The organism is Pedobacter sp. HMWF019, from assembly GCF_003061025.1.
Lineage (GTDB): Bacteria > Bacteroidota > Bacteroidia > Sphingobacteriales > Sphingobacteriaceae > Pedobacter.
Genome location: NZ_QAIL01000008.1, coordinates 14115 through 29903, shown reverse-complemented (window position 1 = coordinate 29903; position 15789 = coordinate 14115). Strand labels below are relative to the sequence as shown.

General features: G+C 38.3%; 17 protein-coding genes. 3 read left to right on the top strand and 14 right to left on the bottom strand.

Going from position 1 to position 15789, the window contains the following annotated elements; translation table 11 throughout:
- Window positions 1-138: 138 nt before the first annotated feature.
- From DBR11_RS00340 to DBR11_RS00275, 14 genes are all read right to left on the bottom strand, one after another.
- Window positions 139-1323 carry a FecR family protein gene (locus DBR11_RS00340; protein WP_108549618.1) on the bottom strand — a complete coding sequence of 395 codons (1185 nt, stop codon included), beginning with the start codon at window positions 1321-1323 and terminating at the stop codon, window positions 139-141.
- Window positions 1324-1391: 68 nt separating this feature from the next.
- Complete coding sequence (locus tag DBR11_RS00335; protein WP_108549617.1) at window positions 1392-1976, bottom strand: RNA polymerase sigma factor; 585 nt, start codon at window positions 1974-1976, stop codon at window positions 1392-1394.
- Between the two features lie 129 nt (window positions 1977-2105).
- The gene (locus tag DBR11_RS00330) at window positions 2106-4343 is read right to left on the bottom strand and encodes a PAS domain S-box protein (protein ID WP_108549616.1); all 2238 of its coding nucleotides are present in this window, start codon (window positions 4341-4343) and stop codon (window positions 2106-2108) included.
- Window positions 4344-4428: 85 nt separating this feature from the next.
- Window positions 4429-4941 carry a DUF1772 domain-containing protein gene (locus tag DBR11_RS00325; RefSeq protein WP_108549615.1) on the bottom strand — a complete coding sequence of 171 codons (513 nt, stop codon included), beginning with the start codon at window positions 4939-4941 and terminating at the stop codon, window positions 4429-4431.
- A 66-nt stretch (window positions 4942-5007) separates the two neighbouring features.
- Complete coding sequence (locus tag DBR11_RS00320; protein WP_108549614.1) at window positions 5008-5970, bottom strand: MBL fold metallo-hydrolase; 963 nt, start codon at window positions 5968-5970, stop codon at window positions 5008-5010.
- A 57-nt stretch (window positions 5971-6027) separates the two neighbouring features.
- On the bottom strand, window positions 6028-7266 hold the full coding sequence (locus tag DBR11_RS00315; protein ID WP_233260598.1) for a cyclopropane-fatty-acyl-phospholipid synthase family protein: 1239 nt from the start codon (window positions 7264-7266) through the stop codon (window positions 6028-6030).
- The gene (locus DBR11_RS00310) at window positions 7263-8084 is read right to left on the bottom strand and encodes a DUF1365 domain-containing protein (RefSeq protein ID WP_108549612.1); all 822 of its coding nucleotides are present in this window, start codon (window positions 8082-8084) and stop codon (window positions 7263-7265) included. Before DBR11_RS00310 ends, DBR11_RS00315 begins: the two co-directional genes overlap by 4 nt.
- A 20-nt stretch (window positions 8085-8104) precedes the next feature.
- Window positions 8105-9349: an NAD(P)/FAD-dependent oxidoreductase gene (locus tag DBR11_RS00305; RefSeq protein ID WP_199233729.1), complete on the bottom strand. Its 1245-nt coding sequence runs from the start codon at window positions 9347-9349 to the stop codon at window positions 8105-8107.
- A complete protein-coding gene (locus DBR11_RS00300; protein WP_108549611.1) occupies window positions 9349-10383 on the bottom strand; it encodes a cyclopropane-fatty-acyl-phospholipid synthase family protein in 1035 nt (344 codons plus the stop codon). Before DBR11_RS00300 ends, DBR11_RS00305 begins: the two co-directional genes overlap by 1 nt.
- Before the next feature lie 30 nt (window positions 10384-10413).
- Window positions 10414-11217 carry a DUF1295 domain-containing protein gene (locus DBR11_RS00295; RefSeq protein WP_108549610.1) on the bottom strand — a complete coding sequence of 268 codons (804 nt, stop codon included), beginning with the start codon at window positions 11215-11217 and terminating at the stop codon, window positions 10414-10416.
- Window positions 11218-11291: 74 nt separating this feature from the next.
- Window positions 11292-11654 carry a hypothetical protein gene (locus tag DBR11_RS00290; RefSeq protein ID WP_108549609.1) on the bottom strand — a complete coding sequence of 121 codons (363 nt, stop codon included), beginning with the start codon at window positions 11652-11654 and terminating at the stop codon, window positions 11292-11294.
- 181 nt (window positions 11655-11835) lie between these two features.
- On the bottom strand, window positions 11836-12564 hold the full coding sequence (locus DBR11_RS00285) for an acyl-CoA desaturase (protein ID WP_108549608.1): 729 nt from the start codon (window positions 12562-12564) through the stop codon (window positions 11836-11838).
- Window positions 12565-12737: 173 nt separating this feature from the next.
- Window positions 12738-13235, bottom strand: a complete 498-nt coding sequence (locus DBR11_RS00280; RefSeq protein WP_108549607.1) for a phosphoheptose isomerase — start codon at window positions 13233-13235, stop codon at window positions 12738-12740.
- Window positions 13236-13278: 43 nt separating this feature from the next.
- Entirely contained in the window at window positions 13279-13653 is a 375-nt protein-coding gene (locus DBR11_RS00275; protein WP_108549606.1) for a response regulator transcription factor, read from the bottom strand.
- A gap of 206 nt (window positions 13654-13859) precedes the next feature.
- On the opposite strand from DBR11_RS00275, the gene DBR11_RS00270 reads away from it, so the two are divergent.
- From DBR11_RS00270 to DBR11_RS00260, 3 genes are all read left to right on the top strand, one after another.
- Window positions 13860-14462, top strand: coding sequence for a YiiX/YebB-like N1pC/P60 family cysteine hydrolase (locus tag DBR11_RS00270; protein ID WP_199233728.1), 603 nt, complete (start codon window positions 13860-13862; stop codon window positions 14460-14462).
- Between the two features lie 163 nt (window positions 14463-14625).
- Window positions 14626-15129: a hypothetical protein gene (locus DBR11_RS00265; RefSeq protein WP_108549604.1), complete on the top strand. Its 504-nt coding sequence runs from the start codon at window positions 14626-14628 to the stop codon at window positions 15127-15129.
- A gap of 17 nt (window positions 15130-15146) precedes the next feature.
- Window positions 15147-15788: a hypothetical protein gene (locus DBR11_RS00260; protein WP_108549603.1), complete on the top strand. Its 642-nt coding sequence runs from the start codon at window positions 15147-15149 to the stop codon at window positions 15786-15788.
- Window position 15789 lies beyond the last annotated feature (1 nt).

The following is a 15789-nucleotide window of genomic DNA, read 5'->3' as shown; positions in this document are numbered from 1 at the left end:
CATTATAAGGATCCCGCTCGCCATCGGGGTCCTTTATTTCTGATCACCTTTCCTGAGTTTAAACCCCGTCGTCTCTGTAGATTTTTTCCATGTTTGGTTGTTTTTTTGGTTTGAGTTGATTGATTAATTATTATGTATTTAATTCACTAGCATTTTTCGACCTTCTATTCTGAATTTTATATCACTAAGTTCAAGAACTTTAATAAACTTACCCAAACTGGCATTTCTGGGAACCTTCCCTGTAAAGCGATCGGCAGGAATACTGCCTTTATAAACCACCTCCAGATTATACCACCTGGAAGCTTCCCGTAATACATTTTCCAGGCTGGTACTTTTATAATAAAACCATCCCTCTTTCCAGGATACCGCTTGTTCGAGGTCAGCCTGTACGACGTTTATACTTCCTGCGTTGTGAACCGACTGTTCTCCCGGTTTAAGGAAAACAGATTCTTCCAAAAGCACGTGTTGCCCATTACCAAGAGGAGAAACCTTTACCGAACCTTCTAAAAGAGTAGTTTTTGCACCTCCATTTTCTGCATAACTGTTGATATTAAAGTGTGTCCCCAGTACTTCCACCTCCTGGTCCTTGGTTTTTACCTTAAAAGGATGCGCTTTATCTTTAGCAATCTCAAAGTAAGCCTCACCAATCAGTTCAACCCTTCGGTCTGCACTCGCTTTAAATGAAGTTGGATATTTTAAAGAAGACTCTGCATTGAGCCATATTTTCGAACCATCCGGAAGCACGACCTGATATTCTTCCCCACGGGCAGTAGAAATGATGTTAAAAGCGTGAGTGATTTCACTATCTTCTGATTTTCCTTCCGAAGCCTCCTTTATTTCATAAATCAATTGCCCATCTGCTGTTTTAGTAATGTTTACTCCAGCTTCTTCAGCAAGTTTTCCTTTAACGGCATCAGACAGCACGATCGTTCTCCCATTTGCAAGTGTCAAGGTAGCTTTGTTACTTCCTCCCGAGATATGATTAGCAATTTCCATGGTTACAGCAAAACGGTGCTTTGAACGCTGAATGAAAAGAATGCCCAGACACATAGCAATAACAGCCGCTGCCGAAATGCTGTAACCCCAGATTCTTAGTGCAGATGATTTTATTTTGGATTTACAGGGAGGTGATGTCAAATTTGAACGCTTTAGTGTTCCTTCCCAAATCTCTTCCTTCAAGCGATCCAGATCAGCTTCATCATCAGTAAATTTCCGGCCCAGGCTTTCTGCATTGTACCAGTTCTCTAACAGCCTGATTTCTTCATCAGTAGCCGTCCCTTTGTTATATTTTTCAAGAAGTAGTGTAGCTTCTTTGTGGTTCATCTAAATTCAGTTAATGTATTTATAGATAAAACCGGGCAAAAGGACTTTGGGGGTAGAAGATTTTTAAATTATCTTAAAATAATCAGAGTAAATAGGAATACACTCAAATTACTGATCTTTGGTCTGATTATTTTTAATGCATTTTGAACCTGTTTTTTCACCGTTTGATCAGAGATGTTCAGTTTTGCTGCAATTTCTTTATGTGAAAGATTCTCCTTTCTGCTCATCTCAAAAATTTCACGCATTTTTGGGGGCAGATTAAGAATTTCCTGTTCAATAATTTGGGTTAATTTTTTTTCATCTACATGGTCAATCGCACTCGGATCTATTTCTGAAATAAATGAAGCAATGGATTTCACGTAATCATTTCTAACCCTATTTTGCTCCATCAGATTTAAAACCCGGTTTCGGGCAGCAACATATAAAAGACCTGCAAGATTTTGATTAGACCTGATTTCAGTTGCTTTAAGCCATAATTTACTAAAAATTTCCTGGATAACATCTTTTGCTTCCTCTCTGTCCCGAAGCATTTTATAAACATGCGCATACATCACGCTCCAGTACCGATTGTAAATTTCAGTAAAGGCAGACTGGTCCCCAGACTTTAACAGGTCTGTTAATTCCTTATCTGAGTATTTACTGTATCTGCCCATAAATTAAAACTACACCATTTAGTTAGATTCTACTGATTAAACCAGCATTATTCTTAACTAAAATGCGTAAATCTATCCGTAATAACAAAATATACTAAAAAGGAACTTCGGATCAGATTATATTTCAGCCTATTCTTCTTCCTCATTTTCTTTAAATGCACCTATACCCGCAGGTATAGTAAAATAGAATGTAGTTCCTTTTCCTTCTTCGCTTTCCAGCCAGATCTCCCCTCCGTGCTTGGCTACAAAATCATTTACAAGATTGAGTCCAAGCCCAGTTCCCTTTTCTCCCGATGTTCCAAAAGTGGTGTAATTTGATTTGTTGTCGAACAATTCCTGTACTTTATCTTTAGGGATACCAATTCCATTGTCACTCACAGAAAACTGCACGCCCGTATCATTTTTAATTGCTTTAATTATTATCTCTCCGTCCCTCTGTGAAAACTTAACTGCGTTTGAAACTAAATTTCGGATAATTGTGTCCAGCATAGCTTTATCTGCATTGACCTCTAAATTCGGCTCCACAGACTGGACTACACAGATGCCTTTCTTCTCTGCCATAGGCAAAACGCTAAGTAAGCATTTCTGTAACTGAGCAGCTACATTCTCAATGTTAACAGGATTAAAACTAACTGCATTAAACTGAGATTTGGCCCAGGTCAGCAAGTCTTCCAAAAGCTCATTTGCATTGGACAGTTCCTGTTTCATCATAGAAAGGTAAGTGTGTACCTCTTCAGCCGAACTGGATTGAAAATCGTTTAATGTCAGGTCCAGTAGTTGTAAACTTCCTGAAATCGGATTACGCAAATCATGTCCTATAATAGAAAGCAGTTTGTTCTTTTGCTCGTTCGACGCAGTCAACTCTGTATTTAATGCCTTTAGTGCATTATCTTGAGATTTCCTGGCGGTAATGTCCCGCATACTTCCCTCTGTACCCACAACCAAGCCATTCTCCCGGATCAGTCTGGCATTCACTGAAGCATACCTGAGTTCCTGATTAATCGTTTTTAATCTGGCTTCAAAGTCTATAACAAACCCATCTTTTTGCAGATTTTCGATAATTCTGTCCCGATCATGAGGGTAGTAATAAAAATCAATAACCGGCCGGCCAATGATTTCTTCCCGAGTGTAACCGGAATACTGCAATATAGAAGGACTAATTTCTGTTACTCTTCCCTGTTGGTCAGCCTGGTAGAAAACGTCCTGTACATTTTCAAAAATGGTCCGGTATTTTTTCTCACTTAATAACAAGTTTCCTTCGATCTCTTTTCGTTTGGTAATATCCTCTATCTGGGAGACATAGTGCAGAGGATGTCCCAAACTATCTTTTAACATCGTTGCCGCAATAACCACCCATATTACTGATCCGTCTTTATGAATATACCGTTTCTCTATTTTGACATTTTCACGAATCCCGTCTGCCAGTTCCTTCAAGCTTTCAGAACTTCTATACAAATCGTCAGGATGGGTAATGTCCTGTATATACAATTGCTGTAACTCTTCCTCACAATACCCAAGGATGTCACACAAACTGGAATTAACCCGTTTCCACCTGCCCTCAGGAGAGATCAATGCCATACCGATCAGGGAATGTTCAAAGGCTTGCCTAAATTGCTCTTCACTTTGATACAAATTCTCTTCCAACTGTTTATGCTTGGTAATATCGAAACTTACTGCTCCAACCAGATTCTGTTTTCCTGAAGCATCCATAAAAGGAAACTTATAGGTTTTAAAATACTGAGGGTATCCATCCTGCCCGCGAATAGTCTGGAACAACTCCTTACTTTGTTGAGTCCGGAGTACCTCCATATTATTGATATGCGCATTTTTTGCAACATCTGACCCAAAGATCTCTTCGTTATTTTTACCCACCACATCTTTTGGAAGATGCAAGGTTTCAAAAAAATCATTATTTGCATAAGTAAGCACATTCTCTTGATTGGTAATCCAGCATAACCCGGGAAGGTAATCCATAAACAGACGAAACTGCTGGTCCTGGAAAGCGCTTTGTTTATGGAGCGTAATGTCTTCACTGTACAATATAACGCCACACACATTTCCATCCTGATTTTTCCATGCTTTGACCGCCCATTTCATCCACCTTTTATCCAAAGAATCGGCATCATTAATTTGCTCTTCTCCAGCCTGGTCTTTACCCCCAAGAGCTTGTTCCAAAATAGTAAGCCATTCTTTACTTCTTTCCGGAAAGATAGTACAATAAGATTTTCCAATTACTTTCTCCCTTTCCATTCCATAGGTTTCCAGCCATTGATTGGTCATCGCTAAAAGCTTCAGATCAATATCTAAAATAGCAATAGGTATAGGACTGATATGGAAGATTTGGAGTAAATCAGCAGCTGAAATCATACTTGGTCATTTAACAAAACAAATATAACCTTTGAAATACAACGACTGAAACAAGAAAAACGTTATTTTTCTTACAGGTTAAAAGCTATTTTCCAAAGATAGACATTTGCGTACAGCAAATAACGACCAAAACCGATATCGCGGAAATCGTACGAATGGTGTTGAAATTATTCCAGGCCGCTTCAAATTGCATTCTATGGGCAGCAATTTCAGTTGGCCCTGCTGAAGATAAGTCGAAAATAGCTAATTGATCATTTAAAGGGACATTTCCAAAAATAGTTATTCCAAGAACCCCAATAGCGTAGATCAATGTGGCAATTGCCAAGAGCCAGAACTGAATGGATAAAGGCCTGACATAAAACTGGTAGGTACTGAGCAGAAGTAAAACTAATGTTCCTATAAAACTTACAAAGAATACAGGATTTAATATGGCCTTGTTTATAGATTGCATTGCGGCGATATAATTTTTATCAGACAAACGGGATAAGCCGGGGATTACGCTGCAAGACCAAGAGTAGAAGAGGCCGGCTACCAGTGCAGCCATGATTGTAGTAAAAACCAATACAACTAGGGGGAATATGTTTTCTTTTGACACCATGTTTTTATTATTTATCTAAAATTATGGAAGCCAAGAGGTATAAAATAGAACAAAACCGACAACTTATCACTTTAACAACAACAATTCGCCCTGTTTAGGAAAGATTAGCTTTAAATTCGTACTATTTGCTTCTTTAAGCTCTTTCCGTATCAACTCTTCTGCATGTAAAGGAGGCTTAATATGGGTAATAATGAACGTTACCTTGTCAAAGGTCCCGGCTTTGCAAAGACTTTTTAACTGTTCTAGTTCTTTGAAAAAAAGTTTTGGTGTTAGATGACCAAACAACAGATTTTCAGGCTGTTCATTTGGGAAAGAAACTTCCAGAAAAACAGCTTTCAGTTCGTTTTTATTAATTAAAGGTGCAACCTGCTCCCAAAGAAGGTGCATTTTATCAGACTTCTCAATTTCATCTGCGCCAGTGTCTCCGAGATAAAGGACATAACTATTCAGGTGCCCTACTAAAAATGCTGTACTCTGATAAGGATTTCCATGGCTAAGTGTAAAAGCTTTAACGGTCATCTCCGTTCCATCGAGAGGCCTTTCTACATTTTCTTCGAGTGCCATGTAACTGTATTTTTTCAACATTGGCTTTTCTCCTTCATTACCAAAATTGGCCCAGGCATCCCAGGTAAAATACTTATCTCTTAAGATCCCCAGTACCGTCGGCATGCCGTAGATATGTTTAACACTATCCTCCGGCGAATTAATGATCAGGCCAGAAACATGATCGAGATGTCCATGGGATATCAGATACGCTTTAATTTGCTTTTTCAATACTTCATCAGGCTTTCCTTTCAGAACACCTCTCTCTATCGCTTTGCGTATACCTGTATTTAATGTTCCCGCATCCAGGCAGATATAACCATCACTGCCTTCAGGGGCAATTAAATAGGCAGACAGGTTATCCTCTTCTATCCCCCCCTTAACACCCAGCGGAATGACTTTAAATGATGATGTACGGGACTGGGCAGATACCTGATAAAAAGCAATAAGGATAGTAAAAACGATAAAGCAAATTTTTCTGAACATAATTTATAGAATTGCAGAACACAAACTTAAATAATTAAATTCAATGCCCGGCGCAGATTACCTATTCGTATTGTTAGGCCTCACATAGACCATCTGCATAACGTGAATGTTTCTCATCTCAAACGCAGCCTCACAATAATTGAGATAATAGCGCCATTTACGTATAAACCGCTCATCAAAACCTAAGGCTTTTACCGCATCAATGCTTAGGTTAAACCGTTCAAACCACAGGTGTAAAGTCTGCGCATAATCTTTCCCCAGATCCTTCAAATCTACCATAGTAAAGTCAGTTGTCTTATTAATAGCTTCATTTAATCTTGCTACTGATGGCAACAAAGAGCCTGGAAATATATGTTTCTGAATCCAGTCTACGCCTTTACGTAAACTTTCATAGCGCGAATCCGGACTGGTAATTACCTGGAAAGCAAATATTCCATCTGGTTTGAGCACCTGCCGGCATTTAGCAAAATAAGTTTCATAATAATTATGTCCAACAGCCTCCAGCATCTCAATAGATACGATTTTATCATATTGTCCATCCAACTCCCGGTAGTCCAGAATGACCACATCGACCAGATGAGATAGACCAGCCGCTTTGATTCGCTGCTTTGCCAATTTCTGTTGCTCAATGGAAATCGTTACAGAAGTTACCTTACAGGCATAATTTTTAGCCATAAAAATTGCATTACCACCCCAGCCACTCCCAATTTCCAGCACATGATCGGTGCTTTTCAACTGCAGTTGCTCTGCCAATCGCTTATACTTCGCCAGTTGTGCCTCATATAAGCTCAATCCATCTGCAATAAAATACCCACTGGAATAAGTCATCGTTTCATCCAGAAAACAAGCAAAGAAGTCATTATTCAGGTCATAATGCGCTGAAATATTCTTTTGCGAGCCGGATATGCTATTGGATCTGTTGTTGTGATAAATCCTGTTCAACCATTTCAAAAGATTCAAAGCCAGAACTTTTGTTTTACTTCCCGATACAGAAGGAGCATGCTCAATATTCAACAATATCCATTTGATCACATCTGTAATATTTTCAGTTTCCCATAATCCATCCACATAGGCTTCCCCAAAACCAATATCGCCATACAGTACCAAAACGCGAAAAAAGTCAACATCGATAATTTGTATCGAAGCCTGAATTCCTGCCCCATCTCCAATAAATATACTTTCTCCATCTGGCATAAGGAGTGATAATCCGCCTTTTGTCATCTTGTGAAGCACATTCAGCACTGTATTTTCATAAAATCCTCGGGATGTTTTACCAATAGCCTGTGTCGACATCATTTATAATTGTTTTTATAGTCATTATATACGTTTTTCTGTAATTCCTGGTTTGCGCCTTTTCTATGGAAAGCTATTTTCTTTCTCCAAAGCATAAAAGCCTGCCAGTGGATCAGCCACATAATTCTTAAAGGGATCAAAGGAATTGAGAAAAAATAGTGCAACATGGCCATCTGTGTAAGCGGCTTTCTCTTACCTGTCAACGTACTGATAAAAAACCTGTCACCCTGACCATTATAATCGTCAATCCGGATATCCAGTTGATCGCCAGGCGGCATAATATTAAAATCAAAAGAAGCATCCAGGTCTATAAAAGGAGAAACATAAAAATATTTTTTCACCCGTTGTCTAAAACGTCCCTTTACCATGTTTTCCTTTCCTATAAAAAAAAGCTTCATTTCCCGAAAGGTATTACTGATCTCTGCCACTGCACAAAGAGGCACCCCCTCTTCGTTAAAACAGAAATAAAAAGATACCGGATTGAAATTATACCCTAAAACTGATAGATTAGTGAGTAGCATGATCTTTCCACTACCAATTGACACGCCCATACTCAAAAGATAGGTAGTGATTTGCTCTTTTACTGTAATCTCCCTTTGTAGTTTATAATTCTGTCCGGTTGTTTTCTTTATTTGCAGATGATCCTTTGTTCTAAAGCTAAAAAGGTTAAAGTGATTATAGCTTAGCCAGCGAAATTTGTTGCACAGGCTTTCAATTTCATCCAGATCAAGATAAAATAAATACACCTTATACCAAAAGCGATGCTGCTTTGGTGCCAGCCTGTTATGCATTACTCTTGCTGTGTATAAGGATGAGTTCATCGTTCTTATCAATTTAGAATTTAAAGAGACTTACACAATTCCATTGCACTTGTATAAGCATCTTCATGAAAACCATATTTGAAATAACTTCCACAGAAATAAACCGGACCATCCTGATTTAACAAATGCAATTCTTTCTGTGCTTTCATAGCTTCTACATCAAACAATGGGTGTTCATAATCTATTTCTTTCAGTACAGAAGTAGGATTTAATGCATCTGAAGGATTAATGGAAACAAAATAATTTTGTTTTTTTGATACCTGCTGTAATTTATTCATCCAGTAAATTGTACTGGGTACCAGGTTTCCCCTCTGCTCCTCTACCCTATAATTCCAGCTGCTCCAGGCCAGTTTCTTTTCTGGCATCAAATTATGGTCAGTATGTAATACTGCTTTATTGGGCTGGTACTTGAATTTTGAAAGCAAACGTTCTTCATCCGTAGTTCTATGACGAAGCATCTTATAGGCCTGATCGGCATGACAAGCCAGAATCACCTTATCAAATTCCGCTTTTGTTCCATCTGTAGCCAGCAATTTGACCTTTCCGTTTTCCAACCTTTCTATAACAGCCACTTTTTTACCGGTATGGATTCGGTCTTTAAATGGTGCAATCAACAATGCTCTATAGGCCTGACTACCCTGATCCAGCGTGTACCACTGATGCTGTGCATCCAGGCCAAGAAAACCATGGTTCTTAAAGAAACGAATCAGGGAGACTGCTGGAAACTCAAGTATTTTCTCCATAGGCGCAGACCAAACAGCAGAACTCATTGGGATCAGGTATTTCCACAACATTTCCTGACTAAATCCTGCTTCCTCAATATATTTACCAATGGAATAATCTTCAAACTCCGGACGGTCCAGTATAGATATGCTTTCTTTATTGAACCGGTTAATCTGTATTAGCATTTTTATAAAAGATGGATTGAAGATGTTTCTACGTTGCGCAAATAAATGGTTTAAACTGGAACCGCTATACTCTAGCTTATCGGGCATGAACTGAACACTAAACGACATATCCGTCTTTTTCACCGGCGCTTTAATCTCCTCAAATAACCTAGTCAGATTTGGGTAAGTTTGATAATTAAAGACCATAAAACCAGTATCAATATAAACAGGATTACCTTCCTCTTCCACCACGACTGTATTGGTATGCCCTCCGATATACTCCTGTTCTTCATAAAAGCTAAGGTTATATTTGGAATGAAGAAAATGACCACAGCCCATACCTGCAATTCCGGTTCCTACAATTGCTATCTTCTCCATTATAAGCCTCCCTTGTAGAACAAATAATGGCAAACCATCCACTCATTCCCATTTTTATAGCCAAATAATTCAGCACAGGACATGTAAAACAAACGCCAGTAAACCCACCATTTTAAAGTCTGATCCTTACCATAAGTTTGTTCAAAGATGGGTATGATCTCCGTTTTGTGAGTATCCATTTTTGACAGCCAGGCTTCAGCCGTTTTAGCATAATGTGTGCCGTTTACAATCCAATGTTTTTGCACCTTCAAATCTTCATTAAAATAAAAAAGCAAGTGATTTGAAGGCATAATTCCACCAGTAAAGAAATACTTGCTCATCCAATCCGTTTCATCTTTGACTTCAAACTTATAGGCCAGGTTTTTATGAGTAAAAATATGGACAAACAGTTTCCCTTCTGCTTTCAACCAGGAAGCAATCCTGGCCATTAGTAATTTGTAGTTGCGCATATGTTCAAACATCTCAACTGAAACCACACGATCAAAATGCTCCTGGCTTTCAAAAGTATTCATATCTGCAGTCACTACCCTCAAATTATGAATACCCTGCTCTTTTGCCTTATTTTCAATATGATCTTTCTGCGTTGTCGAATTAGAGACCACTGTAAAACGACTATCAGGATATTTTTTCGACATAAAAAGAGACAAAGAGCCCCATCCACAACCCAATTCCAGAATGTCCTGCCCATTTTTCAGATCTGCGCGCAGGCAAGTGAGCTCAAGCATATCCAATTCCGAAACGTCCAGATCCGTAACACCAGGTTTCCAATAGCCACTGGAATATTTAAGATGTTTACCCAAACAATGCCGATAGAATTCCGTTGGCACTTCATAATGTTGCAGATTTGCATCGGCCGTATGAACGGCAATTGGAGAATTTCTAAGTTCCATTAGCAGGTCATTGAAATGTTGCTGTTGTATTTCTTCATCACCTGCCGATTCCTCTTCGAGCCTTTCTTTCAGAAGTTTTCTGATTCCCATTCTTAGAACGATATCCGGCAATTTATTCTGTTCGATCAATCGGTCATACCACATAAATAAAGAGTTCTTATTGTTAAATATAAATTACGGATTAAAAACACGATTCTTCTTCTTAAACCATGGGATAAATACGCTGGTTGTTTTCTGGTACATTCTATATTTCTCTCCTTTAGACCGCAGCGCCTGTTCTTCTGTCGCCGGAATACCAGTTACCCTAAATAACAGGTAAAGAATAATTAACGGACTAAGTACAGCCAGCCAACCTAAGGGCGCGGTAACAGCGATCAAAAAGTAAGAAGTCCATAATAACGACTGGAAAAAATAATTCGGATGGCGGGAACAGGACCATAATCCAACGGCACAAACCTCTCCTTTATTTGCAAGATCACTTTTGAATTTTGTTAACTGTGCATCGGCCACAGCCTCTCCAACAAAAGCAACACACCAAAGCCCCATACCTATATATTCCAGGAAATGGATTTCTGGCTGGGTGTTCATCGCAATCAAAAAAAAAGGAATGGCTAAAACCACATTAGAAATTGCCTGAAACTGAAAGAACCAAAAAAAATTCCTGCTGCCATGGGCAGCCCATTCCTTACGAAGCTGCAGATAACGGCCTTCCTCTTCATTTAAATGAGAAAACACCCTTTTCCCAAGATGCAAACCTAACCTTAAACCGGCCAGCACCACCATACTACAAATCAGCTCCTTTCTTAAGGATAAACCATTTGCCAGGAAATACAGCACTATTCCAATAACCGGAAAGTTTAAAGCCCAGAAAACATCAACCACCCCTGCATTACCAATTTTTTCCGCCCAAAACCAGACACCAGTCATGACCAGACAGCAAACTACCAAACAGATGAATATCAGGACAAATACAGACATAAAAAAAGAGCAGTATTTAAACTTGCTCTTTTATCTACGTAAAAAACCCGGAAAAGGTTTTAAGTAAAGAAATTTTATCTCGTTTTCACGAATTTCGAACCACAGCCCTCGATACACATAATTGGTCCAGCAGGGTTCATGGTTAATTCGCCGTTGCTGATGTTAAATCGATAATTCTGCTCTGTTTTATCTTTCTTAAAAAAAGTAAGTGTTACGCTATCTTTCACCGAATAGGTCGAATAGTCACTATAGGCATTACCTTCAAGCACACCGTTATCTTTAAACGTGACCAAATAAAGAGAAGCAGACTGCTCAGATACAGGCTTCCACTTCCCCTGCCCATTGCCTATATCGGCATAAGACGCAGAAAGTTTCCATGTTCCTGTTAGGGTATCATCGACAACGAGTTTTGCCTTATCCTTGCTGCAGGATGCCATAAGAAATAAGCAGGATACTAAAAGTAATTTAAGTAAAGAATGAACGGATCGCATAATTTAGTCATTTTGGTTATCGATATAAACGAAACAAAAAAGAGAAACGCTACATCAAACACAAAATAACAATATTTTTTAAAAATATTCGCTTATCCTCCCAGCCCATGCAATTTTTCAATATAAATTAGGTCTTTCTGATCCTGATGATGCGCATCCAGTGCATCACTTTCATAACCGGATAAGTAGGATCAAACTCAAACCACCTTGAAGCAAAATTTGGATTATTTGGTTTCTTATGATGGTTATTTTGAAACAGCTCGCCTAACATTAAAAAGTCAAGCGGTAAAGAATTCTTGCTGTGGTCATTATTGTCATGATTAGAATAACCATATTTATGCCCACACCAGTTTACAATAGCTCCATGAATTGGGCCCATCAAAAAATGGATAGGTAACAACAGGAACATCCACCAGGCAGTAGCAAAAGTAACATAAAACCAAACGTAAAAACTAATAAAAATGATCCTGGTAACCCAGGAATCACCAATTTTATCAATGATGGGCCATGATGGGTATTTATCCCTGAACTGTTCTTCAGGTTCAACATTGTATTTGGAATAATTAAGGTATATATTTTTAGTCTGAATCATCATTCCCCATACATCTTTTACAAAATGCGGCGAATGCGGGTCTTTTTCCGTATCACTGAAAGCGTGGTGCATACGGTGCAAAATTGCATAAGCACGAGGATTTAAAAAGGACGATCCCTGTGATAAGAAAGTGATCAAATAGAAAAACTTCTCCCAAAAGGTATTCATTTTAAACATCTTATGCGAAGCATAACGGTGAAGAAAAAAAGTCTGGGAAAAGAGGGAGAGAAACCAATGTAAAAGGAAGAAAACTAAAATAATCATATAAAGCACTGAATGTATACCAACGTAATCCGCTTACGTTAAACTGTTCAAACCTCAAAAGTAGTCAAATTATGACGCTTATTTAGAATTATTTTGAACAGCCCACAAATCTTTAATAAAAAAAGCCGTGGATCTATTCAAATCCACGGCTTTTTTATTGATAAGAGAATATTCTATCTTCCAAAATCATCCTGTACCCTAACGATATCAGATTCGTCAGAAGGATTCTCAGGATCAGTATGCTGCCAGATTTCAGAAACGATACCCCAATCTTTTAAGCCAATTAAGCGGTGTCTTTCTCCTTTTTCAAGTTTCACTCTGGTGCCTGGAGTAAGGGTTTTAACTTCGCCCTGTTCATCGGTATCGCTGGTAATAATACCTACATTTCCACTTACCACCTGCCAGATTTCAGCACGACGGTGATGATATTGCCATGATAAACGGGAATCAGGGGCAACCACAAGAATTTTAGGACTTAGTTTACCGCTAATTTTAAGGTCGTTAACATTTAATCCATCAAAGTAGACATTTGCAAACTGTTGTGCCTGTTCTTCATCTATAACGAAAAAACCACCCCATGGGCGAGTATCATCAACATTAACTACGTTGAAACCTTCAATTTTCAGGCGCTGTGCAACGCCGCTAAATATTTCTTTCTTTTGATCTGACATTTTAAATCTATGTAATTGATTGACCAAATATAACAGATGAGATTTATTTTTTAACAGCCTTGCCTATTAATTTATCAATCCTGCTCACAATATAATCGATATCAAAAGGCTTTTTAATATAATCATCCGCACCTGCCGCTATACTTTTCTCTTTATTCTGATCATTTGCAGACATCACAATTACGGGAATATGTTTAGTAAAGAGATCACTTTTTAAATCTGAACAAATATCAGCACCGTCACCATCAGGTAGCATTACATCCAGAATAAACAAATCGGGCACAGAATCCTTTAATTTGGACTTTAATTCACTAAAAGAGGAAGATAACTGCAATTCATATCCTTCATCTTTAAGCAGAAATTCAATAATGTATCTGATGTCAGTATCATCTTCGAGAACATGTATCCTTTTTACCATAATTTAAATATTTGTTGAAATGCTTTAACAGCAACAATATTGCCATAAAATTCAAATCGGGCATATATGTTACATTTTTGTTTAACTTAATCGTTAACGAGTGTTAATTATTTATGAACTGTTTAATAATTATTACATTTTTACAGCCATAACTGATAAAGAACTCCATGATCTCTTCCAAACCATACAATTTTCTTTTTTTTCTGATGCTCATTACCTTCGGAAGTTTCGCCCAGCAAAAAATTCATTTAAAATCTGGTGATCTGATTTTCCAGGATCTGGATTGTGGGCCACTTTGCGATGCCATCAATGCAGTTACACAGGGGTATGGAGGGAACAAATTCAGTCATATGGGTATGGTATATCTACGCAATGATACTGTATACATCATAGAAGCTTCAGGTAAAGATGTACATATGAGCACACTGGAAGCCTTTCTTGGCAAGTCCAAACACCCGCATTACGTTGGCAGACTTAAAAGAACCTATCGATCTCTTATACGGCGCGCTTTAACCTATTCCATCCACCAGTTTGGTGTACCCTATGATGATCAATATTTGTATGATAACGGAAAATACTATTGTTCTGAATTAATTTACGATGCTTTTAAATACGCCAATAATGATAAGCCATTCTTTGAGTTGCTCCCAATGACCTATAAACAGCCTGGATCTGACACTTATTTTCCGGTTTGGAAGGCCTATTTTGATCAATTGGGCATACCAGTTCCGGAAGGCAAACCTGGTTGTAATCCTGGGGGAATTTCACTTTCTCCTAAACTGGACATTCTAGGTGTTTACTCAAATTAAAAGTAAAAATCTATAGGTATTAATACCTGAATTTTTCAGGCAATTCTACGCTTTCAAAGCACTTTAATTTTACGTTACTTTGTGTAAACCAACCAAATAGAAAGCCACATATCAATAGAATACGGCTAACGATTTGCACATAGACAACCAAAATTCAAGTTTTATGAAAACTCTAACCCAATCATTCCCAATCTACATTGCAGGATTCATCTTCCTGCTTGGTCTCTCCAGCTGCAGACAAATAGATCCTGACCAACGCTATCCTGTAAATATGGACAGTGTACAAGTCCACAAAATCTCCCTGGGCACCGCTATTCAGCTCACTTCCGAATTCAAGAAGGGCAAAACAGAACTTACCCGTCAGCTCAACAACTCCACCTACCTGGAAAAAGCATTTAACATGCCTTATTCTGAAAGATTTAATAAAGACGCTGTACTTGCACTATTGAACCAACACGGCGCAAGCGGGATAAGAATCTATATGGGAAAAGACAGCCTCGGCCTGGTGCGCCTGATCTTAGTGGGGACAGATGGGGCGAATCATGATATCCTGCCAAAAAGATCCAATATTCAGTCTCTGAAAAGCATGTCTTCCGAGGGACTTCTAATGGAAACCGGTCAGCGTTGTCCTACTATTTGTTCGTTAAGTCAGTTAGAAGGCTATTAATCACTAAAAAATGTTTTATGAACCTGCTCTTCACTTTTCTCTTAAGCCAATCCATATTGCTGCCTATTTTGATTGCATTCCTCCGTTTGAGAAAAAGTTTCGACCTGCAGTTTCTTCCCTTTATTATTTTACTCGGCATTGCTTTTATCTCTGAAATAACCAGTTTTTTACTGGTTGACGTCTACCATAGAAGCAATGCCATTTCAACCAACATCTACAGCTTATTGGAATGCATAATCCTTCTTTATCAATTCTATCTCTGGGGCTCTGTTAAACATAAAAAGACTCTTTTTATCTGTCTGGCACTGCTCACTTCAGGTGTGTGGGTTACGGATCATCTGATTTATCATCACCTCTTTACTTTCAGGCCTTATTTTAGAATTTTCTATGCTTTTATTATCGTATTGCTCAGTATCAATACCATAAATGCTATGATTGTCCAATATAAAGGAAACTTGTTCCGAAACACCAGGTTTCTGTTAAGTATGGGATTTATGATCTTTTTCATTTACCAGATCATTTATGAAGCCTCGTTCTACGTTGGATACGACAAATCACTGATTGCAGGCAGGATCATTCTATTTTTTGGCTACCTCAATTTTTTCGTAAATGTGATTTTTGCTGCTGCAGTTTATTTCATACCTTCCCGGGAAACTTAAC